Origin of the sequence: Mesorhizobium sp. M1338 (assembly GCF_040318045.1) — a bacterium.
Lineage (GTDB): Bacteria > Pseudomonadota > Alphaproteobacteria > Rhizobiales > Rhizobiaceae > Mesorhizobium.
This window is the reverse complement of record NZ_JAMYLL010000008.1, coordinates 87,868-109,378: the sequence shown is the minus strand read 5'-3', so window position 1 is coordinate 109,378 and position 21,511 is coordinate 87,868. Positions and strand designations below refer to the sequence as shown.

27 protein-coding genes and 1 pseudogene are annotated in these 21,511 nt (G+C 60.9%); 15 read left to right on the top strand and 13 right to left on the bottom strand.

Going from position 1 to position 21,511, the window contains the following annotated elements:
* Positions 1-4: 4 nt before the first annotated feature.
* Complete coding sequence (locus tag NKH19_RS10860) at positions 5-1,153, bottom strand: pyridoxal phosphate-dependent aminotransferase (protein ID WP_352864226.1); 1,149 nt, start codon at positions 1,151-1,153, stop codon at positions 5-7.
* Between the two features lie 146 nt (positions 1,154-1,299).
* Here NKH19_RS10860 and NKH19_RS10855 point away from each other — a divergent pair, with 146 nt between their 5' ends.
* The 6 genes from NKH19_RS10855 (at position 1,300) to aat (ending at position 6,614) form a co-directional block, all read left to right on the top strand.
* Positions 1,300-2,694: a M48 family metalloprotease gene (locus NKH19_RS10855; protein WP_352864224.1), complete on the top strand. Its 1,395-nt coding sequence runs from the start codon at positions 1,300-1,302 to the stop codon at positions 2,692-2,694.
* 59 nt (positions 2,695-2,753) lie between these two features.
* Positions 2,754-3,557, top strand: a complete 804-nt coding sequence (locus NKH19_RS10850; protein WP_352864222.1) for a DsbA family protein — start codon at positions 2,754-2,756, stop codon at positions 3,555-3,557.
* 150 nt (positions 3,558-3,707) lie between these two features.
* Complete coding sequence (gene aroQ, locus NKH19_RS10845; protein ID WP_352864220.1) at positions 3,708-4,142, top strand: type II 3-dehydroquinate dehydratase; 435 nt, start codon at positions 3,708-3,710, stop codon at positions 4,140-4,142.
* Positions 4,143-4,168: 26 nt separating this feature from the next.
* Positions 4,169-4,630, top strand: coding sequence for an acetyl-CoA carboxylase biotin carboxyl carrier protein (accB, locus tag NKH19_RS10840; protein ID WP_352864217.1), 462 nt, complete (start codon positions 4,169-4,171; stop codon positions 4,628-4,630).
* A gap of 10 nt (positions 4,631-4,640) precedes the next feature.
* Positions 4,641-5,984, top strand: coding sequence for an acetyl-CoA carboxylase biotin carboxylase subunit (gene accC, locus NKH19_RS10835; RefSeq protein ID WP_352864215.1), 1,344 nt, complete (start codon positions 4,641-4,643; stop codon positions 5,982-5,984).
* A gap of 12 nt (positions 5,985-5,996) precedes the next feature.
* Complete coding sequence (aat, locus tag NKH19_RS10830; protein WP_352864212.1) at positions 5,997-6,614, top strand: leucyl/phenylalanyl-tRNA--protein transferase; 618 nt, start codon at positions 5,997-5,999, stop codon at positions 6,612-6,614.
* Here the strand turns inward: aat and NKH19_RS10825 are convergent.
* From NKH19_RS10825 to NKH19_RS10815, 3 genes are all read right to left on the bottom strand, one after another.
* On the bottom strand, positions 6,605-7,003 hold the full coding sequence (locus NKH19_RS10825) for a hypothetical protein (protein WP_352864210.1): 399 nt from the start codon (positions 7,001-7,003) through the stop codon (positions 6,605-6,607). The two genes, aat and NKH19_RS10825, sit on opposite strands and share 10 nt — an antisense overlap.
* Before the next feature lie 75 nt (positions 7,004-7,078).
* On the bottom strand, positions 7,079-7,687 hold the full coding sequence (locus tag NKH19_RS10820) for a DUF2155 domain-containing protein (protein ID WP_352864208.1): 609 nt from the start codon (positions 7,685-7,687) through the stop codon (positions 7,079-7,081).
* A 123-nt stretch (positions 7,688-7,810) separates the two neighbouring features.
* Positions 7,811-8,209 (bottom strand): NADH:ubiquinone oxidoreductase subunit NDUFA12, encoded by a 399-nt coding sequence (locus NKH19_RS10815; RefSeq protein ID WP_352864206.1) that lies wholly within the window; start codon positions 8,207-8,209, stop codon positions 7,811-7,813.
* Between the two features lie 230 nt (positions 8,210-8,439).
* Between NKH19_RS10815 and panB the strand changes: the two genes are divergently transcribed.
* Entirely contained in the window at positions 8,440-9,282 is an 843-nt protein-coding gene (panB, locus tag NKH19_RS10810) for a 3-methyl-2-oxobutanoate hydroxymethyltransferase (protein ID WP_352864203.1), read from the top strand.
* Positions 9,279-10,130: a pantoate--beta-alanine ligase gene (gene panC / locus NKH19_RS10805; RefSeq protein ID WP_352864201.1), complete on the top strand. Its 852-nt coding sequence runs from the start codon at positions 9,279-9,281 to the stop codon at positions 10,128-10,130. Before panB ends, panC begins: the two co-directional genes overlap by 4 nt.
* Positions 10,131-10,182: 52 nt before the next feature.
* On the opposite strand, the gene NKH19_RS10800 is transcribed toward panC, so the two are convergent.
* The 5 genes from NKH19_RS10800 to NKH19_RS10780 form a co-directional block, all read right to left on the bottom strand.
* Positions 10,183-10,527, bottom strand: coding sequence for a VanZ family protein (locus tag NKH19_RS10800; RefSeq protein ID WP_352864199.1), 345 nt, complete (start codon positions 10,525-10,527; stop codon positions 10,183-10,185).
* A 182-nt stretch (positions 10,528-10,709) separates the two neighbouring features.
* A complete protein-coding gene (locus tag NKH19_RS10795) occupies positions 10,710-11,198 on the bottom strand; it encodes a GNAT family N-acetyltransferase (protein WP_352864197.1) in 489 nt (162 codons plus the stop codon).
* A 4-nt stretch (positions 11,199-11,202) separates the two neighbouring features.
* On the bottom strand, positions 11,203-12,702 hold the full coding sequence (gatB, locus tag NKH19_RS10790) for an Asp-tRNA(Asn)/Glu-tRNA(Gln) amidotransferase subunit GatB (RefSeq protein ID WP_352864195.1): 1,500 nt from the start codon (positions 12,700-12,702) through the stop codon (positions 11,203-11,205).
* Between the two features lie 428 nt (positions 12,703-13,130).
* The gene (locus tag NKH19_RS10785) at positions 13,131-13,562 is read right to left on the bottom strand and encodes a CBS domain-containing protein (RefSeq protein ID WP_352864193.1); all 432 of its coding nucleotides are present in this window, start codon (positions 13,560-13,562) and stop codon (positions 13,131-13,133) included.
* 88 nt (positions 13,563-13,650) lie between these two features.
* Positions 13,651-14,400, bottom strand: coding sequence for a rhomboid family intramembrane serine protease (locus NKH19_RS10780; protein WP_352864191.1), 750 nt, complete (start codon positions 14,398-14,400; stop codon positions 13,651-13,653).
* A gap of 42 nt (positions 14,401-14,442) precedes the next feature.
* Here NKH19_RS10780 and NKH19_RS10775 point away from each other — a divergent pair, with 42 nt between their 5' ends.
* From NKH19_RS10775 to NKH19_RS10755, 5 genes are all read left to right on the top strand, one after another.
* Positions 14,443-14,673: a hypothetical protein gene (locus tag NKH19_RS10775; protein ID WP_352864188.1), complete on the top strand. Its 231-nt coding sequence runs from the start codon at positions 14,443-14,445 to the stop codon at positions 14,671-14,673.
* A 116-nt stretch (positions 14,674-14,789) separates the two neighbouring features.
* A complete protein-coding gene (locus tag NKH19_RS10770; protein WP_352864186.1) occupies positions 14,790-15,422 on the top strand; it encodes a PAS domain-containing protein in 633 nt (210 codons plus the stop codon).
* 184 nt (positions 15,423-15,606) lie between these two features.
* On the top strand, positions 15,607-16,224 hold the full coding sequence (locus NKH19_RS10765) for a PilZ domain-containing protein (RefSeq protein ID WP_352864184.1): 618 nt from the start codon (positions 15,607-15,609) through the stop codon (positions 16,222-16,224).
* 283 nt (positions 16,225-16,507) lie between these two features.
* The gene (locus NKH19_RS10760) at positions 16,508-17,116 is read left to right on the top strand and encodes a transglutaminase-like cysteine peptidase (protein WP_352864182.1); all 609 of its coding nucleotides are present in this window, start codon (positions 16,508-16,510) and stop codon (positions 17,114-17,116) included.
* A gap of 478 nt (positions 17,117-17,594) precedes the next feature.
* Positions 17,595-18,347, top strand: a complete 753-nt coding sequence (locus NKH19_RS10755; RefSeq protein ID WP_352864179.1) for a hypothetical protein — start codon at positions 17,595-17,597, stop codon at positions 18,345-18,347.
* A 117-nt stretch (positions 18,348-18,464) separates the two neighbouring features.
* On the opposite strand, the gene NKH19_RS10750 is transcribed toward NKH19_RS10755, so the two are convergent.
* Complete coding sequence (locus tag NKH19_RS10750; RefSeq protein WP_352864177.1) at positions 18,465-19,118, bottom strand: hypothetical protein; 654 nt, start codon at positions 19,116-19,118, stop codon at positions 18,465-18,467.
* Positions 19,119-19,420: 302 nt separating this feature from the next.
* On the opposite strand from NKH19_RS10750, the pseudogene NKH19_RS10745 reads away from it, so the two are divergent.
* Positions 19,421-19,672, top strand: a pseudogene (locus NKH19_RS10745) (HNH endonuclease); the annotation flags it as partial.
* Between the two features lie 31 nt (positions 19,673-19,703).
* Here the strand turns inward: NKH19_RS10745 and NKH19_RS10740 are convergent.
* A complete protein-coding gene (locus tag NKH19_RS10740; RefSeq protein ID WP_352864661.1) occupies positions 19,704-20,078 on the bottom strand; it encodes a hypothetical protein in 375 nt (124 codons plus the stop codon).
* On the opposite strand from NKH19_RS10740, the gene NKH19_RS10735 reads away from it, so the two are divergent.
* Entirely contained in the window at positions 20,052-20,492 is a 441-nt protein-coding gene (locus NKH19_RS10735) for an ankyrin repeat domain-containing protein (RefSeq protein WP_352864646.1), read from the top strand. The two genes, NKH19_RS10740 and NKH19_RS10735, sit on opposite strands and share 27 nt — an antisense overlap.
* A gap of 33 nt (positions 20,493-20,525) precedes the next feature.
* Here the strand turns inward: NKH19_RS10735 and NKH19_RS10730 are convergent, their stop codons facing one another.
* Both NKH19_RS10730 and NKH19_RS10725 read right to left on the bottom strand, forming a co-directional pair.
* A complete protein-coding gene (locus tag NKH19_RS10730) occupies positions 20,526-21,053 on the bottom strand; it encodes a gamma carbonic anhydrase family protein (RefSeq protein WP_352864175.1) in 528 nt (175 codons plus the stop codon).
* Positions 21,054-21,073: 20 nt separating this feature from the next.
* The gene (locus tag NKH19_RS10725) at positions 21,074-21,409 is read right to left on the bottom strand and encodes a DUF6949 family protein (RefSeq protein WP_352864173.1); all 336 of its coding nucleotides are present in this window, start codon (positions 21,407-21,409) and stop codon (positions 21,074-21,076) included.
* Positions 21,410-21,511: the final 102 nt, after the last annotated feature.

Sequence of the window (21,511 nt, the reverse complement as noted above, 5' to 3'; positions counted from 1 at the left end):
GGCGCTACCTCAACCAGCGTTCGATGCGCGCCATCGCCTCGACCATGTCGTCGTGGCTGCCGGCATAGGAAAACCGCATCATCCGGTGCCCCGCCTGGGTGTCGAAGTCGCGCCCGGGCGTTGCCGCGACATGCGCTTCAGCCAGCATCTTTCTCGCAAAGGCCATGCTGTCATTGGTGTGCCGGGTGACATCGCAAAAGGCGTAGAAGGCGCCGTCCATGGGTGCCGCCAACGGAAAGCCGAGTTCCGGCAGGCGTTTCATCAGGAGCTCGCGATTCCAGGCGTAGCGGGCTTTCACCGCTTCCAGCTCCTCGGTCGCCTTGAACGCCTCGATCGCGGCGATCTGCGACAGTTCCGGTGGCGAGATGTAGAGGCTCTGGGCGACGCGCTCGACCGGCCGCACCAGCTCTTCGGGCAGCACCATCCAGCCGATGCGCCAGCCGGTCATGCAGTAGTATTTGGAGAAGGAATTGATCACCGTCACGCTGTCCCCATAAGCGAGCGCCGTGGTGTCCGGGGCCGCATAGGCCAGCCGGTGGTAGATCTCGTCGGAGATGACGGCGATGCCGAGTTCTTGTGCCGTCCTCACCAGGGCCGCGAGCTCATCGGCCGGTATGACCGCGCCGGTTGGATTGGCTGGACTGGCGAACAGAACGCCCTTCAGCGGTTTCTCGCGATGCGCCGTCTCCAGGTGGCCGGCATGCAGGTAGGCGGCGTCGCCGAGTTCGATCTCGACCACCTCGATGCCGAGCGCGGCCATGATGTTGCGATAGGCGGGATAGCCGGGTGCCGCGATGGCGACGCGGTCGCCTGGATCGAACATCGCCAGGAAGGCGAGGTTGAAAGCGGCCGACGATCCGGTGGTCACTGCGATCCGGTCGGGCTCGATATCGAGCCCATAGTGATCGGCGTAATGTTCGGCGATCGCCTTGCGCAAACCTGCCAGTCCCAGCGCGTCGGTGTAGCCGATGCGTCCGTCCTGCAAGGCCTTGGCCGCGGCCGCGCGAACCAGAACCGGCGCGGGATCGGAGGGCTGGCCGACGGCCATGGAAATGACCGGCACCCCTCCTGCCTTCAGCCGGTTTGCCTCGGCCAGAATGTCCATGGCATGGAAGGGCTCGACATTGCCACGGCGTGAGAGCGAAACGACCATTTTATCCCTATTCCCGACGATCAAGCGCCCCAAGCCGCTGACGCATACGCCGCACAAATGCCCGATTGATGTGAGGATCACAAGTTGAGGAAGTTTCCCGCGCCGACTTTTCATCTTTCGCCCGCTCGTCTACCAGTGGAGCCATCATGTTGAGCCGACCTAGATCGACGATTGCCCAGGCAGCGCGCGTTTTCGCGACGCTTTCCCTTGGCGTCGCGGTCGCAGTGGCAAGTTCGGTCAGCGCTTTCGCCCAGAACGTGCCGGTGGTGCGCGACGCCGAGATCGAGGCGCTGGTGCGCGATTATGCGCGGCCGATCTTCAGGGCGGCGGGCCTGGCGAATGACGGCATCGACATCGTGCTGGTCAACGACCAGAGCTTCAACGCCTTCGTCACCGGGCGCCGGCTGTTCATCAACACCGGCGCACTGATGACGGCCGAGACGCCGAACGAGATCATCGGCGTCATTGCCCATGAAGCCGGCCACATCGCCGGCGGCCACCAGCAGAAGCTGCGCGACCAGCTCGAACGCGCCAAGACGATGGCCATCATCGCGACATTGCTTGGCGCCGGCGCCATGGTTGCCGGCGCGACCACCAACAGCCGCGGCCTTGCCGGCGCCGGCATGGGCGTGGCGGCCGGCGGCGGCGAGATGGCACAGCGCAGCATCCTCGCTTATCAGCGCACCGAGGAGATGACGGCCGACCGCTCGGCGATCACCTATCTCAATGCCACCGGCCAGTCCGGCATGGGCATGCTCAAGACCTTCCGACGCTTCCAGACGGCGCTGTCGCTTTCGGGCGCCCAGGTCGATCCCTACCGGATCAGCCATCCGATGCCGCAGGACCGCATCGCCAATCTCGAAGTGCTGGTGAAACAGAGCCCCAATGTCGACAGACTGGACCCGCCCGCGCTGCAGCAGCGTCACGACATGATGCGGGTGAAGATCGCCGTCTACATGGATGGCCAGGCCGCCGCGTCGCGGCTGATGCGAAAGATGCAGGGAACGCTGGCCGCACGGTATGGCGATGCCCAGTCGACCTACCTGTTCGGCAACATCGCCGCCGCGCTCGCCAAGACCAATGCATTGATCAAGGCGCAGCCGAAGAACGCCTATTTCCAGGAACTGCGCGGCGATATCCTGATGAAGGCGAACAAGCCCAAGGATGCGGCCGACGCCTATGCCAAGGCGGTCAGCCTCGATCCGGCGCGGTCCGGCTTGCTGCCTGTCTCCCTTGGCCAGGCGCTGATGGCCGTCGGCACGCCGGAATCCTTGAAAAAGGCCGTGGTGCAGATCAACAATGGCCTCGGTCGCGACAAGGAAAATTCGGCCGGGTACCGCTATCTGGCGCAAGCCTATGGCGAGCTGGGTGATATACCGGGCGCCGAACTCGCCACCGCCGAAGGCCATTTCTATTCCGGTAACTACAAGGATGCGAAGATTTTCGCCATGCGGGCGCAGCAAGAGATGAAGCGCGGCGAGCCGCGCTGGCTTCGCGCCCAGGATATCATAAACTACAGGCCATCAACCAAGATCAAGTGAACCTTCCGGCCGCGCGCCACGACATAGCCAGACCGGAAACAGGTAGAAGGAACGGAACGATGAAAAAGGCACTGTTGCTGGGCACCACGGGGGTTGCGGTCGCGTTGGCCATGCTGGCTTTCGGATTCGTGGCCGGAAACCCGCAGATTGCCAAGGCCGGTACGACGCAGCCCGTCGAGACGGCAGCGGCCGACACCAAGATCGACCGCGGCGAGGTGGAAGGCATCATCCGCGACTATCTGCTCAAGAACCCGGAAGTCCTTCTGGAGGTCCAGGACGCGCTCGAGGCCAAGCAGAAGGAAGAGCAGCGCATCGCTCATCTCGGCGTGATCAAGAACGCCAAGGACCAGATATTCAACTCCGCCTTCGACGGCGTCGTCGGCAATCCGAACGGCAAGGTCACCATCGTCGAGTTCTACGATTACAATTGCGGCTTCTGCAAACGCGCAATCGAAGACATGAGGGCACTGACCAAGACCGATCCGGACCTGCGCTTCGTGCTCAAGGAATTCCCGATCCTCGGACCGGATTCGCAGAAGGCGAGCGTCGTCTCGATGGCCTTTCACCTGATGCACCCGGAAAAATACGGCGAATTCCACAATGCGCTGCTCGGCGGCCAGGGACGTGCCACCGAGGCGGCGGCCATCAAGGTCGCGCTGTCGCTAGGTGCCGACGAAGCAACGCTGCGCGAGCAAATGAAGGACCCAAAAATCACCGAGGCCTTTTCCAAGACCTACGATCTTGCCAACAAGCTGGCGATCACCGGAACGCCGTCCTATGTCGTCGGCAACGAGGTGGTATTCGGGGCGCTTGGGCAGGAAGTGCTGGCCGAAAAGATCGAGGCGGCGAAAGCCGCACTCTGATCTTGCCCGCGCGCCTATTTCTCACGGGCATATTTCCGCCTGTTGTGGACAGTGAAAGAACGCACTTGCGCTCTTTCCGCGGGCGGGTATGCCCATTATAGAGGGCCCAGCGCGTCGACTTGATGTCAGCGCCGGAAAAGGTCGGCTTTTTTGAAAACGGTTTTCGTCTTGAACGGTCCCAATCTCAACGCGCTCGGAAAGCGCGAGCCGGGCATCTATGGCGGCAAGACGCTTGCCGACATCGCCGACGACTGCAAGCAGGCCGGCACGGCCCTTGGACTCGAAATCGATTTCCGCCAGTCCAACCACGAGGGCGACCTTGTCGACTGGATTCAGGAAGCCGGCGACAAGGCTGTCGGCATCGTCATCAATCCTGGCGCCTACAGCCACACCTCGATCGCCATCCACGACGCCATCCGCGCTGTCGCGCCGTTGCCGGTGGCCGAAGTCCATCTTTCCAACATCCATGCGCGGGAACCATTCCGCCACGTCTCCATGGTCGCGCCGGTCGCCGTCGGCATGATTTGTGGCTTTGGGCCGCTCGGCTATACGCTGGCGCTGCAGGCGCTGGCCGCACGCCTATGACCGGCCAACAAACAGAAGGCTCGAAAATGTCGATAAAGAAGACCGGTGTTGACCAGCAGCTGATCCGTGATCTGGCGGGCATACTGAATGACACCAATCTCACCGAGATCGAGGTCGAACTGGGCGACCTGAAGGTGCGCGTCTCACGCCAGGCGCCCGCCGTTCACGCGATCGCGGCACCGCAGCCGGCCTATGCGCCGGCAACAGCTCAGCCGGCCGCTATGGCCGCCGCCCCGGTGGTGGCCGACGTGTCGAAGAACGCGGTCACCTCGCCCATGGTCGGCACCGCCTATCTGGCACCGTCGCCCGATGCCAAGGCGTTCATCGAAATCGGCCAGAAGGTCAAGGAAGGCCAGACGCTGCTGATCATCGAGGCGATGAAGACGATGAACCAGATCCCCTCGCCGCGCGCCGGCACGGTGACGGCGATCCTTTTCGAGGATGCGACGCCGGTCGAATACGGTATGCCGCTCGTCGTGATCGAGTAGAGCGGACCTGATGTTCCAGAAGATCCTCATCGCCAATCGCGGCGAAATCGCCCTTCGGGTCCTGCGCGCCTGCAAGGAACTCGGCATCCAGACGGTGGTGGTGCATTCGACCGCCGATGCCGACGCCATGCATGTGCGGCTCGCCGACGAGAGCGTCTGCATTGGCCCGCCGCCATCGCGCGACAGCTATCTCAACATCCATCAGATCGTAGCGGCTTGCGAAATCACTGGTGCCGACGCCGTGCATCCGGGTTATGGCTTCCTGTCTGAGAACGCCAAGTTCGCCGACATCCTGGCCGCGCACAACATCACCTTCATCGGCCCGACCGGCGACCATATCCGTATCATGGGCGACAAGATCGAGGCCAAGCGCACGGCAAAGCGCCTCGGCATTCCGGTGGTGCCCGGTTCGGACGGCGCCGTTACCGATCAAAAGGAAGCCAGGCGCATTGCCGCCGAGATCGGCTATCCCGTGATCATCAAGGCATCCGCGGGCGGTGGCGGGCGCGGAATGAAGGTCGCCCTTACCGAAACCGACCTTGAGGTCGCCTTGCAGACAGCGAGCAGCGAAGCTGGTGCGGCCTTCGGCGACGATGCCGTCTACATCGAAAAGTACCTGGAAAAGCCGCGCCACATCGAAGTGCAGGTGTTTGGCGACGGCTTTGGTCGCGGCGTCCATTTCGGCGAGCGCGACTGTTCCTTGCAGCGTCGCCACCAGAAGGTCTGGGAAGAAGCCCCCTCGCCGGCCCTCAATGCCGAAGAGCGCGCCCGTATTGGCGGCATCTGCGCCAAGGCCATCGCCGATCTCGGCTATTCCGGCGCCGGCACCATCGAATTCCTCTACGAGAATGGCGAGTTCTATTTCATCGAGATGAACACGCGCCTGCAGGTCGAGCATCCGGTGACGGAAGCGATCACCGGCATCGATCTCGTGCACGAGCAGATCCGCGTCGCCTCCGGCGGCGGCCTCTCGGTGAAGCAGGAGGACATCAAGTTCAACGGCCACGCCATCGAATGCCGCATCAACGCCGAGGACCCGCGCACCTTCACGCCCTCGCCCGGCACGATCACCCACTTCCACACGCCAGGCGGCCTGGGCATCCGCGTCGATTCCGGTGTCTATTCCGGCTACAAGATCCCGCCCTATTACGACAGCCTGATCGGCAAGCTGATCGTGCATGGGCGCAACCGCGTCGAGTGCATGATGCGGCTGCGCCGCGCCCTGGACGAATTCGTCGTCGACGGTATCAAGACGACGTTGCCGCTGTTTCGCGATCTCGTCGGCAATGCCGACATCGCCAATGGCGATTATGATATCCATTGGCTGGAAAAATATCTGGCCCAGGAAGAGTAACGCGGAGACGCGATGACCCGTCCCTACGCGCCCGGCTATCGCATTCCCACCGACCTTCTGCTCAAGGCCTATGCTTCGGGCGTCTTCCCTATGGCCGAAAGTGCCGGCGACCCAGAAGTGTTCTGGGTACGGCCGGAGACACGTGGCATCATACCTCTCGACTATTTCCACACGCCGAAAAGCCTCAGGAAAACGATCAAGAAGAGCCCTTTCGACATCCGTTTCGATTTCGACTTCGAAGCGACGATCGACGGTTGCGCCGAGAAGCGCGTCGAGCGCCGGTCGACCTGGATCAATGCGCCGATCCGCGAAGCCTATGTCGAACTGCATCGGATAGGGCATTGTCATTCGGTCGAGGCGTGGCGCGAGGACCGGCTGGTCGGCGGCCTCTATGGTGTGTCGCTCGGCCGGGTGTTCTTTGGCGAGAGCATGTTCGCCAGGGAGACCGACGCTTCCAAGATCTGCCTTTATTACCTCGTCGAGCGCTTGAAGGCGCGGGGCTTCGCACTGCTTGATACGCAGTTCACAACCGAGCACCTCAAGCGCTTCGGCGCGGTCGACGTGCCGCGCGGCAAATACGAGAAGATGCTGGCCGACGCACTCAAGGGCGAGGCCGTATTCTACCCCTGACGATTAGTCTCGGCCGCGGCTTCCAACGGCGTCTGCGCGTGGAACATCATCTTCCAGCCATTGACGCGATGGACGTAACCGGTGCTGACCAGGGCCGCGTAGGGTTCGCCGTTCTCGCGCGTGGCATGCGCTTCGTAGGTCAGCATGACGATGTCGCTGCCCGGCTCGATAATACCCTTGAGGTCGATCTTCAGATCCCGCCAGCGGTTGGGTTTGGTTGCTGTCTTGGCGAGATCGGCATTATCCATCGCCTTGGCCATCCGCGGAAATGCCACCAGGCATTCCGTGTCGGCATTGGCGGCGTAATAGGCCGCGTCGCCCGTCCAGAACCCCTTTTCGAGTTCAAGCAATTCTGCCTCACTGGCCGTGATGCGCTTGCTGTCTGACATCGGAAGATCCTCCTTACGCATGGATGCGCGGTCTTCCGTGGCCCAACGCTTGGTGACCGGGAGGGTTCCGGAGGATCAGTTGGCGTCGGTCGAATCGGGATCCGAAGCGTCCGGCTCAGTCACATCAGGCTCAGTCACATCAGGCTCTGTCACGTCCGGAGTGGCCGCGGGCTTCGGTTTGGCCGCGGCCGGCTTGGGAGCATCGGGTTTGGTTGAGTCAGCTTTGGCGCCGTCAGGCGCCGGTACATCCGACTTCTGCTTGCATTCCTTCAGCCAGACGTCATAGACGGCATGCTCGACAGCGTTGAGGCCGGGGCTTTCGGCGAACATCCAGCCGGTGAAGATGCGGCGGATCTTGCGGTCGAGTGTGATCTCGTCGACCTCGACGAAGGAATCTGTCTTCGGTTCTTCGGTCTGCGGCCGCGAATAGCAGACGCGCGGCGTCACCTGCAAAGCACCGAACTGCACCGTCTCATCGATATAGACATCGAAGCTGATGATACGGCCGGTGATCTTGTCGATACCGGCAAACTCGGCGACGGGATTGGTGACCCGCTCCGATGCCGTGGACGGTGCCGGCGCGGGTGCGGCGGGTTCAGGCGAAGCGGCAAACGCCGCGGTGCTGACAGCAAGACCGGCGGCTAGCGTCAGACTGGCCGTTGATATTGGATTGAAAAAGCTCATGCAAAGATACCGGTGGTTCGCGCCCGGGTGATTCTGTCGATCGCCAAGGCTAGTCGCCGTTTTCTGATCAGCAAGCAGCTAAACACCAATTGTGGCGATAAAGGACCGGCCTGCACCCTGTCGCTACGACCCGGGCGTCCAGGCGTCGTAGTCGCCGGTGACCTGCGGACGATGCTGATTGGTCAGCACCGAGCCCTTCGGGCGATAGGCCGCCGGGCTGCCGGTCAGGTTGGGCTGATGCGGCTTCTGCCAGTCGCGCGGCTTGTAGTCCTCGCTCGCCGGTGCGACGTCGACCCGATGATGGATCCAGCCGTGCCAACCAGGCGGTATGGCGGACGCTTCCGAATAGTTGCGGTAGATGACCCAGCGGCGTGTGCGGCCTTCCGAATCGATGCCGCCCTCGTAGTAGACATTGCCCGTTTCGTCCTGACCGACCTTCTTGCCATACCGCCAGGTGTGCAGCCGCGTTCCCAGCGTCTGGCTGTTCCACCAGGTGAAAAACTGCGTCAGGAAAGTCTTCATCTTCAGAACCCTCGCGCCGGCAGCGCCCGTTTCCTGCTTATGGCGTCAGGCCTTGCCGAAGGCAAGGCTTTTGCCACGGGGTGCTTGCAAATGGCTTGCCGGAAACCCGGCACCAGCCCCTGATCCTCTCCGTCGCGGGATGCGCGCTTGCCAAGCCTTTGCGGTCTTTCTAAAGCTCTGCGCGCGCCGTGCGGGTATCCAACCCGGCAGCAGGCCGAAGGAGGTGACGATTGGCCACGAAATTGCCGACCACCGACATCCGCATCAGCACCGAGCTGATTCGCCGCCACAAGGGCGGCACGCCGATCGTCTGCCTGACCGCCTATACCTACCCCGTGGCCCGTTTGCTCGACGAGCATGTCGACCTGCTTCTGGTCGGCGACAGCGTCGCCATGGTGCTGCACGGCCACAAGACGACGCTGGGAGCCTCGCTGGAGATGATGATAGCGCACGGGCAAGCGGTGATGCGCGGCTCGGCCAGGGCCTGCGTCGTCGTCGACCTGCCGGCCGGCAGCTATGAGGATTCGACGGCGCAAGCCGTCGCTTCGGCGCGACGCGTCGCCGACGAAACCGGCTGCCAGGCGGTGAAACTCGAAGGCGGCGTCAGCATGGTCAGACAAATCGCGGCCATCGTCGCCGCCGGCATTCCGGTCATGGGACATATCGGCCTGCAGCCGCAATCGGTCGAAAAGGACGGCGGCTACAAGATCAAAGGCCGCACCGAGGAGGCTGTTGCGGCTTTGCTTCGCGATGCGCTTGCCGTCGAAAGCGCCGGCGCATTCTCGGTGGTCATCGAAGGCACGGTCGAGACGGTCGCCGCCGACATAACCCGCCGCATCGCCATTCCAACCATCGGCATCGGCGCCAGCGGCGACTGTGACGGCCAGATCCTGGTCATCGACGACATGGTCGGGCTCACCGTCGACCGAGTGCCGAAATTCGTCAAGGAATACGCCGATCTGCGCAGCGTGATCTCGCATGCCGCCGAAAGCTACGCAGCGGAGGTGCGAAGCAGGGCATTTCCCGGCCCTGGCCATGTCTTTTCGGCGACAGACAGCAGGAATGACGCATGAGCCTTCCCGTTGTCGTCGACAGCGTTGCCGCACTTCGCGCGCAAATCCGTGACTGGCGGCGCGACGGCCTTCGTGTCGCCATGGTGCCGACCATGGGCGCTTTGCATGACGGGCACGTCTCGCTGGTCAGAATCGCGCTCGAAAAAGCCGATCGCTGCGTCGTGTCGATCTTCGTCAACCCGACACAGTTCGCGCCGACCGAAGACCTCGACAAATACCCGCGTCAGCTCGCCAGCGACCTCGACCGGCTGGGATCGGCAAAGGCCGACCTTGCCTTCACACCGACGGTTGGCGAGATGTACCCTGCTGGCTTCGCCACGAAAATCTCGGTCGGCGGCCCCTCCGCCGGGCTCGAATCGGACTTTCGGCCGACCTTTTTCGATGGCGTCGCCACCGTGGTGGCAAAGCTCTTGCTGCAGGCAACGCCCGACTGCGCGATCTTCGGCCAGAAGGACTACCAGCAGCTTTGCGTCGTCAGGCAGCTCTGCCGCGACCTCGACCTGCCCGTCGAGATCATCGGCGCACCGACGATCCGCGATGCGCAGGGTCTCGCCATGTCGTCACGCAATGCCTATCTCGACGAGACCGAACTGAAGATCGCCCGCCAGCTCAACGTGATATTGCGCAACACGGCAGTGGCGCTGGCGGCGGGCGCCGACCAGAGCAACTCAACCGAAGAGGCCAGCCGCGCCCTCATCGCCGCCGGCTTCCAAAAAGTCGACTATGTCGAGGCACGCGAAAGCCTGACGCTCGCGCCATGGCGTCGAGACCGTGAAGGCCGCCTGCTCGCGGCCGCGTGGCTCGGCAAGACCAGGCTGATCGACAATGTGGACGTTTCCTCTGCGTAGCCAAGCTCGAGGCGAAGCCTGCCCCGTCGGCGCGGCGGTTTTCTGCCCGCGCCTACCGCTCCCCCATTCGTCCGCTGCTCTTGACGAACAATTGCCCCACGAGGATCCCGACAATGCCTGCGCAGGCTTTCACGAACGCATCGGAAAGCTGCGCGTGGCGACCGGGATCGATGATCTGAAGCAGTTCCAACATGCCAGCGGTCGCAGCTACAAAGATCACTGCTTGATACAGTCGGTTGGGGAAGCCGAGCGCCAAGGCGAAGCCCAACAGCACGTAAGCCAAGGCGCGCTCGACATTCGCTTCGGCGAGGTGCGGCCGCATCTGGATCGGCGACAATGTTGCGAAAATGATGATGGCGAGCAGCGCCAACGCTACAGTGCGGGATAGTTTGGTCATGTCCCTGCATATCCGTCGTGAGCCGGCACGGCAAATGCCGGGATGACGCATGGCCGGATCGCTGCCGACATGCCTCGAACTATTCCTCGGTTGGCATATGCAGATACATCGACTGGATGCCGACCCGCCCGGTGAAGCGGTTGACGATGAAATTCATGTTGGCGCCGAAGCCCGGCGGCAGCCTATCCGAGCGGCTTCTCGAAACTCAGCGTCGTCGGCCTTGAGCTGTCGTGAGGTTCCGCAGCTGTGCCGGCGGGCAAAAACCCCTTCGATCGATAGAAGGCGATGGCGCCGCCATTGGCCTCCTCGACCTCGACGCGCAGCACTCGCGCTTCCGGGAAACTGGCCTCGACCTCGTCGAGCAGTGCTTGCCCGATCCCTCGCCTTTGGCAGTCCGGATGGACGTAGAGTTGGTTCAACAGGATGACCTTCGCATCCGCGGTGGCGGCGGCGAAAGCCATGCCGCCGATCCGCTTGCCGTCATCGGCGACCAGGAATTCCGAGTTCGGCCGTGTCAGCCGCGAACGGAGCGAGGCAATCGAGTGCCATTCATCGGTGATCTCGGTCACCTTGGCAGCGCCATAAAGGGCATCATAGGTCGCATGCCAGGTCTCGACCAGCAGCGTCCGCACTGCGGCAAGGTCGCGCTCCCCGGCGGTGCGGACGAACACGGCCCTACTCGATGCCCAGCTTGGTCTTGACGAGGTCGTTGACCGCTTGCGGATTGGCCTTGCCGCCGGTCGCCTTCATCACCTGGCCAACGAACCAGCCCGCCATGCTCGGCTTGGCGCGCGCCTGTTCGACCTTGTCCGGGTTGGCGGCGATCACCTCGTCGACCGCCTTCTCGATTGCGCCGGTGTCGGTGACCTGCTTCATGCCACGGCTTTCGACCAGCTGGCGCGGATCGCCGCCTTCGTTCCAGACGATCTCGAACAGGTCCTTGGCGATCTTGCCGGAGATGGTGCCGTCCTTGATCAGATCGATGACGGCGCCGAGCTGATCGGGCGAAACCGGAGCGTTTTCAATGTCCTTGCCGGCCTTGTTCAATTGGCCGAGCAGATCGTTGATGACCCAGTTGGCGGCGAGCTTGCCGTCGCGGCCGGCGGCGACCTTCTCGAAATAGTCGGCGATCGGCTTTTCCGACACCAGGATCGAGGCGTCATAGGTCGACAGGCCGAGCGACGAGATCAGCCGCGCCTTCTTGTCGTCGGGCAGTTCCGGCAATTCCTTCGCCAGCGCGTCGACATAGGCCTGGTCGAATTCCAGCGGCAGAAGATCCGGATCGGGGAAGTAGCGGTAGTCGTGCGCCTCTTCCTTCGAGCGCATCGAGCGCGTCTCGCCCTTGACGGCGTCGAACAGCCGCGTTTCCTGGTCGATCTTGCCGCCGTCCTCAAGGATGGCGATCTGCCGGCGCGCCTCATAATCGATGGCCTGGCCGATGAAGCGGATCGAGTTGACGTTCTTGATCTCGCAGCGCGTGCCGAACTCACCGCCCGGCTTGCGCACCGAGACGTTGACGTCGGCACGCATCGAGCCTTCGTCCATGTTGCCGTCGCAGGTGCCGAGGTAGCGCACGATCGTGCGCAGCTTGGTGACATAGGCCTTGGCTTCGTCGGCCGAGCGCATGTCCGGCTTGGAGACGATCTCCATCAGCGCCACGCCGGAGCGGTTGAGGTCGACATAGGACATGGTCGGATGCTGGTCGTGCATCGACTTGCCGGCATCCTGCTCCAGATGCAGCCGCTCGATGCCGACCTCGATGTCCTCGAATTCGCCCTGGCGGTCGGGACCGACCGAGACGATCACCGTGCCCTCGCCGACGATAGGCTGCTTGAACTGCGAGATCTGGTAGCCCTGCGGCAGATCGGGATAAAAGTAGTTTTTCCGGTCGAAGACCGACTTGTGGTTGATCTGCGCCTTCAGCCCAAGGCCGGTGCGGATCGCCTGCTTGACACATTCCTCGTTGATGACGGGCAGCATGCCCGGCATCGCCGCGTCGACCAGGCTGACATTGGCGTTGGGCGCCGCCCCAAAGGCTGTCGAAGCGCCGGAAAACAGCTTTGCTTCCGAGGTGACCTGCGCGTGGACCTCGAGGCCGATGATGATCTCCCAGTCGCCGGTGGCGCCGGAAACAAGGCGCTTGGCGTCGGGCGTGCGGGTGTCGATGAGGGACATTGTGGCCTGCGTATTGGAACTACGGATTATGCGTTTACGCATATTTTGGTGTGCAACTTCGCTAGTGCAAACCGTTCAACGAGACAAGTGCAAAGCCGCAAGCTGGCGTTTTCAGCCGCTTTCGCCAATAGGACGCCCATTCCAATGGAGAGTGGATGTCCACTTACGCACAGTCCCGGTAAAGCCCTGACCTCCTAGCGAGGCAGGGCAGAAAACCTGTAACCCCGTGCCGTCAAGCTTCGCGGCGGCGGCATTTTCTGTTTTCCGGGAAAACTCTCACATGGATATTTCGCGCAGCGCATGCCCCCGAAAATCGGAATCGATTTTCGGCAAGGATCATGCGCCAACTTATAACTGCCACAGCGTCGACAACAGGTAGACCATGGCTCCGCCGGTTGGGTCTCCGGCCGGCGGTTCCTTGTCGGCGCTCAGGCGGTGGCGATATAGGCCCTGATCTCTTCGGCCTCGCGCTCGACATCCTCTATGCGGCGCTTGACCACGTCGCCGATGGACACGATGCCATCGAGCGTGCCGTCCTTTTCCACCGGCAGATGGCGGAAACGGCCTCGGGTCATGATTTCCATCACCTCGTTGACGGTGTGGTTTTCGTTGCAGATCTTCACCTTCGGCGTCATCGCTGAACGCACGGCGATATCGAGCGCGGCACCGCCTTCCTTGGCCAGAACCCGCACAATGTCGCGCTCGGAAAGAATGCCGACGATCTTGTGATCGCCATTGGTGATGACCAGTGCGCCGATCTTGTGTTCTGCCAGGATGCGGATGGCTTCGCTAAGCTTTTCGTTCGGCCCGAGCGTCAACACGTCGTGGCCTTTCTTCTCGAGAATTGCCTTCACCGTCATGGCGTCCTCCTCTGCTTTTTGCCTGCCGGTTCCTGCCTGACCGGCTTTCACATAAGATTGAACATCGTGCGCCGTGATCGGTTGCATTTCAAGTGCGGTGGTCGGTCGTCTCCCATTCGGGCGCCTGCCATCGCCGGTCGAACCAGCGCAGCCCGAAGAAGCCGGCGACGAAGCCGCCAATATGGGCCTCCCAGGCGATCTGGCCGTCTACTCCCGGGGCAAGGCCGAGAAGACCGGTGGCAAGGTTGATGATCATCCACACGGCGAGGAAGATCACGACGCCGCGCAAGCGCAACACGAATGCGATCGGCAGCACCGGGCCGGCGAAGGCAGCCGAACGGTCGGTGCGGAAACCGAAACGCGCCGCGGCTCCCATCATGCCCGATATGGCTCCCGAGGCACCGACCAGCGGCGCGTCTCCATAAGGATGCATAGCCCAGAAAAGCGCGACCGAAGCCAGCCCGGTTACGGCAAAGAACAGCGCGAACCAGAGCGTGCCCAGACGATTTGCCAACGGCGAGCCAAAGGCCGCGAGCCAGACCATGTTGATGGCGATATGGGCAAAACCGCCATGCATGAAGGCATAGGTGAACGGCCGGGAAAACAGGAACCAGTCGAAGCCGTATTGCCCGGTGTAGAGAACAGGAATGAAGGCCCCGTCGTACAGCAATGTCATCTGCTGTGCGTCGTCCAGCACATATTGCTGCAGCAGATAGACGGCGACGCAAATGCCGATCACCGCCAGCACCACCGGCGGCAGGTTGAACACCGGCTCGCGCCGGGGCTCAGGCGAACCCTCGACCAGGTCGTCTTCCGGGGGAGTTACCGGTTCACTCATTTGAAATTGCACTCACAGCATGATCGGGGTCCGAGCATCTAGATGACCGCGGACCGAACCGCAAACCGCGAATCGCCGCGGCGCGAATCAAAAAAGAAGCCGTTCAAGGTTTCCCTTGAACGGCCGGTCGAGCCCCACGCTCCCCTAAAACTCTTGACTGAAGTGCTGCCGATCGTTGCGAAACGACCGCTTCTGGAGTGGTTTTTGTGTGCCACGGGGCTCGCTTCGATGCAACGTAAACCACTTGTTAACCTTAACGGCCCCGACCCGTGAACAAGTGTTAACGACGCTGGCACGCTTCCTGCTCCGCAACGCATGTAGGTCATCGGAGGGCGCCCTTCTGTTCACCGATGGGACATCAGACGACAGATTGCGCGGAGCAGCATAGCATGAACCAGAATGGATCGATCACGCTGTTCCACTATTGGAATCGCCTGCGTGACGGACGCCCTGCCCCGAAGCGTTCGGAGGTCGAGCCGGCCGACATCAAGTCGCTGCTGGCCGACACCTTTATCCTGGAACGGGACACGCGCGGGCAAGCCGTGTTCCGGCTCGCCGGCACTAGGCTTTGCGCCTGCTATGGCCGTGAGCTCAAGGGGTTTTCCTTTCCGTCGCTGTGGCGTGAGAAGGATCAGCGGCTCGTCTCGCGGCTGATCCATGGCGTCTTCGACCAGAAGTCGGTCGTGCTCATCACCTATGAGGGCTTCAGCCGCAACGGGCGCTCCAACAAGTTCGAACTGCTCGCCTTGCCGCTTGACGGCGGCATCGAAAATCCGCGCTGCCTGGGCGTCGTCAGCGCCGTGGAGAAGCCCTTCTGGCTGGGCGCCGACCCGATCACCGACGCGCTGATCGATTCGATCCGCGTCATCGACCCGGAGAAAGAACTGCTGAGCAACCGTCCGGCGATCGATGTTCCCTCGCTCGTTCCCGATGACCTCGGGATACCCGAGACGATCTCGGCGCTCGGCCGGGCGCGCCGCATCCGTCATCTTGTCGTCTTCGATGGCGGGCGCGAGGAATAGTCCGCGGTATCGCGGCTCGATGCATGTCGCCCAAAAATGCGGAGCGGTTTTGGAACAGCGACATGCATAAAAAGGAAAACGCTAAAAGCGCCCGTTTTTCCCCTTTGTTAACCCGCTTTGCTGTACTTCTCGGATGAAGTTCCTCGCATCGACGCGTGGGACGCCAAACGGGGTGTAGGCAGTCATGAGGTCAGCGGCGATCGACTATGCGCCGTCCCAAGCTGAAAGGCGCAACTTTCAGCGCGTCCGGGTCAAGATTTACGGGCGCTTCATGCTGGAAGACCGCACCGAGCACCCTTGCCAGGTCATCGACATGTCACCGGGCAATGTCGCGTTTCGCACCGACCGCATCGGAATGCCCGGCGAAAAAGTCATCGCCTACATCGATCATATCGGCCGCATCGAAGGCGTCGTTACGCGCACCTTGCAAGACGGTTTCGCGATGACCGTCATCGCGTCGGATCGCAAGAAGGACAAGCTTGCCGCGCAATTGACCTGGCTTGCCAACAAGCATGAGCTCGACCTGCCGGAAGACCGTCGCCACGAGCGCGTCGCGCCGCGCAATCCGACCAGCGTGCTGCAGCTCACCGACGGCCGTCAGTACCAGTGCCGTATCATCGACCTGTCGCTCTCCGGCGCCGCGGTCGAGATCGACGTCAAGCCGGCGATCGGCATCCAGGTCATGCTCGGCACCATGCGCGGGCAGATCGTCCGCCATTTCGAGGATGGCGTCGCCATCGAATTCGCCGTCATCCAGCGCCCCGAAACGCTCGATTCCGAATTCAACACGCCGCGCGCCTGACAAGGCAGCAACGCTTTCATGAAACCGGCCCTTTGCGGCCGGTTTTTGCGTTCAAGACATCGCTGATCGAGATGCTCCAGCCAAGCTCAATGCCGTTGCCTGCCAGGCCTGCATGACATCGAGCCTGGAGGGCCAGCTTCGGAAAACTCCAAATAATTTAATACTCAAATGATTCAAATTTTATGTTTATTCTACTGGAGTTTTACTCAATATCTACTTCGCGCTTTTGCCTCAAATAAATCCACACGTGGCAATGTCTTCCTCGAACGGGGAGACTGCAGCAATGAAGAAAACGAGGGGCAAGCTGTTGCTGGTGGCAATGGCGATGCAGCTTTCCGCTTGGGGATCAGCATATGCCGCGGGACCGGCCTATATGCACACGGGCGGACGTACCACGCAGCCTGTTGGCCATTATGAATTCTGCCAGCGCATAGCCGGCGAATGCAGCGAAAAGACCCCCAAGGGCCCGCCGGTCGAACTGACCCGCAAACTGTGGGCGACGATCGTCAACATCAACAATTCGGTCAACACCCGCGTCAAGCCGCGCACCGACATGGAAAACTACGGTGTCGAGGAATACTGGGCCTATCCCGATAATGGCTATGGCGATTGCGAGGATTACGCGCTGGAAAAGCGCCGTGAATTGATGGATGCGGGCGTGCCCGCCGGCAATCTGCTGATGACCGTCGCGCGCCAGCCGAATGGCGACGGTCACGCGGTGCTGACCGTGCGCACCAGCCTGGGCGAATTCATCCTCGACAATCTGGAAACCAAGGTCCTGTCCTGGACGGACACCGAGTACACCTATCTCAAGCGCCAGTCAGATCAGAATTCCGGCGTTTGGGTGACGATCAACGACGGCCGCTCCGACGCTGTCGCCAGCGTCCGCTAAATCAGAGGTCAAGCGCGTCGCATGAATGTGACCGCTTAAGGAGAAACCCGGTCGAGTCCCCACCCTCCCCGTCCCCAACGACCGGGTGAAAGGAGCCGGCCCCGTCCCCGGGCCGGCTCCGCCATTTCTGGGACAACCCTTTGAAATCCCGATTGAAATCTACGATTTCAACAGCTTAGATTTCTGTTTGCGGCTCACCTCTGCTACACAAACAGGATGAAAGACGTGGCTGATCGAAAACACCTCCAGCACCGGGGCACCGTGCGGCGCTACGGGCTGCGCGTTCTCGTTTTAGGCCATCCGGCTGCCCCTTTAATCACAAAGCGTTTAGTTCACCAATAAATAAGGACGCGAGACATTTGCGATAAGCATCCGTCCCACTTCGTCAACCAACAACACGAGATAAGCCAGGAGACGCGCTAAAGCTGATGCTCAGCTAGCGCCTGGAAGGAGAAGGGCCGCAGGGATGTCAGTTCGCATGTATGCGCAGTACCGCAGGGCGCTGAAAACAGTGCCACTTAGCGCGAATTACACCGACTTTGGATGGTACAGGCTGCCGTCGCGAATGGATATGTCGTTGATGGCATATGGAACCATGCTTCGGGAGTTCTCTACCGAAATCGCGAATGAGATCAATGCTCTGATCAATTACACGCATGACCTTGCGGCATGGGATGAGGTGATGAAGCCGCTTAATGAACAAAGAAGGTTTGACGTACTGGTGGAGTTCGTGCGCCCCATTGCTTCTCTCGCGTTAGGGATGCCGTACGCAATTCGTGCACGTTTCCTTTTCGCGGCGGTTCATCTCTGTCATCAAGTAAACCAACTGAAGCACGGGAAAAAATGGGTCGATCAGCTGCCGCCTGACAGGGGCATCAAACCGGCTCATCTGGATCAGTTAGGGGTCGGATGGCAGAGCTACGCCGGCTTTAAACAGGCAATGGAAGGCATATTCGACAAGGGCTACCGGCAAGCAACGAGAGACTATCGACATAGGTACAACCATCAGATTCCCCCCGGTCTTGTTCTCGGGATCACAGGGATGGTCACTCGTAAGCTAGAGCCAAAGACCGGACTGGTGAGCTATGTCTTTGGCGCGACACCACCATTGCCCATGAACACAATTGTGCAGTTGATGTCGGATCAGTGCAGGCTATGCTGTAAAACTTTTGAGGAGTTCAAGAAATTGATCGAAGAGCACCAGGCCATCATTACTACGGCCTCTCCCTAGAATGCAAATCGAAATGAACCCGAACTCTGAAATCCACGCTGATCTGCATTGGTCATCTAAGAAAAATATTCCTGACGACGGAGAATTTTATGCACGTCCGGCCAGTACATCCCAGTCCTAGAGGCTATTATCTTTAAGCTGGCCGCGAGGATCATCTCGGGCGTCGGGCACCAGTTCATAACTCTCCAGATTTGCCATATCTAGAAAATACTTTGACTTTCTTTTTGGCGCTCCCCGAAGCCAATCAGCTAGTTCTGATTGCGTAACCGTTAGCCAATCTGGAAATTCGTCGAGGCCGCCGAACTCTCCTTCGATCAAACCGACCAAAGCGCTAATGTAGATGACACGACCAACACCGGGAAACTCGTAAATCTCAATCCCCCGCCTGCCTTGGAGGCGATCTTCAATCAACTTGTTCGCGATATCCAAAACGATCTTGTCGGCCGGGTATCGGTCATCCACGAGAAGCCAATTTACAATCTCCTGCCTTCGCTCGTTGTCGGTGGAACCGTAAAATGCACCAAGCCCCATGTTGCAGATGGTGCAGCACGGGACCAGTTTGCACTGACCAAACCTCTCCCGTATCGCCTTCTTGGTTACCAATCCGCCGTCCGCGAACCGATGAAGGATATATACTGGAGGTTGATGGTCAGATTTACCATCATTCGGCATCCCGCAATAGATACACTGGTCGCCCGCGACGACTTCATAAACGCGCTCGAAACGCATTTCGGCTTCACGTCGGTTGTACTTTTGCTTTACCCGACCCATGGGATTTTCCGTAACTCCTAGACCGCTCCGGCAACGGCGCGCCATTCGCCGGGGCATCCAAGATCGACTTGATCTTCACCAAATTCCCAAATAGCATAAGTATGTGGAGACGTTCTAAAGTTCGTCTGGGTAGCCGTTGTGGGTGACCTGATGGGCGCTATTCTTACGCTTGGCACCTACCACTAAATACTGCGGAGTGGCACTCTACAGGGTGTCGTCTCGTGCGAGGGTTATCCCTTCCGAATAAGGGGCAATCGCTTACCGGTTGCTGCACATCCGCTTCATGTTGATGAAGCAAAAGGATGTGCGAAATGTGCAAATCAAACACGCTGGCAAAACTCAAGATTGCGCAAGCCAACAAGCAGAATAGGCTATGCTTCCACTGCGACTTTCCGATGTGGGACGGAGATCCGGCGCCGTTTTCTGAGCGTTATCATCACTTTAGCGGATTGCTCGACCGTTTCCTCTGCACCGCTGAACATCTGACGCCCCGGATGGACGGCGGCAAAGACACGCAGGAGAACGTCGTTGCTGCTTGCAAGTTTTGCAATCAGACCCGCCATAAGATGCGAAATGTGTTGTCGCCTACTGCCTACCGACGGCACGTCCGAAGGCGAATAGTGGCCGGGAAATGGCATCCGCCTGAATGCCATCATTTGTTAAAATGGCGCTCAGGCGGTCCGTCGGAAGTTTCGCGGCCGCTGCGAACGCGGACAAGGCTCCCTTGTCCGCGATCCAGCTTTCAAATGGCAACTGATCGCTGCAGGATGAGCGATCAAAAGCCACCTCTGGATCTCGGCGATGTTGGAAATCCCGGAAGATCGATGCGAGCGCCATCGCCTGTTCAAGGCCATCGATGATGCCTTCAAGGCCGGCGATCTCGAGGGCCTCGGCGTAGCCCTGGGTGACTCGCCCCGCTGGTTCGACGAGCGCATGCCGTTTGAACTCGGCCTCGGGCATCCGCTGGAATATGCGATCTATTGGAGCCCCGTCGGTTTCATCTCGACCTTGCTGGATGCTGGCTCGGATCCGAACTATCAGGATCACGGCGGGTTTCCGTCCATCATCGCGGCGCTGTCCACCGACCGGGCCGACAGGCTGGACATCGTGCGGATATTGATCGACGGCGGAGCCGATCCCAACATGCGGGGTGTGAACGATTGGACGCCGCTTCACTATTCGGTGGCAATCCGCAGTGTCGATGCGATCCGCCTGCTTTTGGCGGCGGGCGCCGACCCGGCACTCGAAACCCGCATCGATGACTACAGGACGGCCGTGGAAGAGGCCCAGATTGCCGGTTTTGAAGCAGGTGCTTCATTGCTGCACGATGCGATGACCGGGCGTGGTTCCAACGGTGAGTTGGGCCGCGATTAAGACGGTCGGCGACAGATATAGGCCAAACTGGCCTCAGGCCTTCTTCAACCCAGCCTTGAAGCGCTTGCCATTGGCAACGTAGTGCGCGGCCGAGCCGCGCAACCTTGCCACGGCCGCGTCGTCCAGAACCCTGATTGCCTTGGCGGGCGAGCCGACGATCAGCGAATTGTCCGGGAATTCCTTGCCTTCGGTGACCAGTGCACCGGCGCCGACCAGCGAATTCCTGCCGATTTTCGCGCCGTTCAGCACGATGGCGCCCATACCGATCAGGCTGTTGTCGCCAATCGTGCAACCATGGAGCAAGGCGCGGTGGCCGATGGTGCAGCCCTCCCCGATGGTCAGCGGGAAGCCGGGATCGGTGTGCATCACCGTGTGCTCCTGCACATTGGTGTCGGCGCCGATGACGATGGGCTCATTGTCGCCGCGAATGACGGTACCGAACCAGAAGCCGGCGTTGCGGCCGACGCGCACGTCGCCGATCAGCGTCGCATCGGGCGCGATCCAGTTGGTCTCGGCATCCACGAAGCTGGGCTCCGTTCCATCGATCGCATAAAGCGGCATTTCTTGATCTCCGAATCGTCTCAGGCTGGCAAGCCTAGGAGACGGATCGTCCATGAGGCAATGGCAAGCACGACCACGCCCAGCGCCAAGGCCCAGGCGATCGCCGTGCAGCCGCAGGACATTAGCGCTATCATCGAAATGCGGCGCTCGCGCCGGGCATCGATGGCATCGTTGACCAGCATGAAGGGCCCGGCACACGCGGTGGCGAGCAGCGAGCGCAAGATATGGGACGGCGACACATAGGGTTCGGTGAAGGCGACCTTGCGGCCCGAGACCAGTTCCATGGCCGATCCAGCCAGCCCGCAGGCCGTCAACCCGACGACAAAAGCGAAGAGAGTGAGTTGCAGCGGTCCCATCTTAACTTTCCATTTACCATGAAATTGCACAGTCGTTCCATGAAGGCTGCAAGAGCCGTGCCGTACGATGTGTGCCGCACAGGGACACGGGAGGCGGACAGG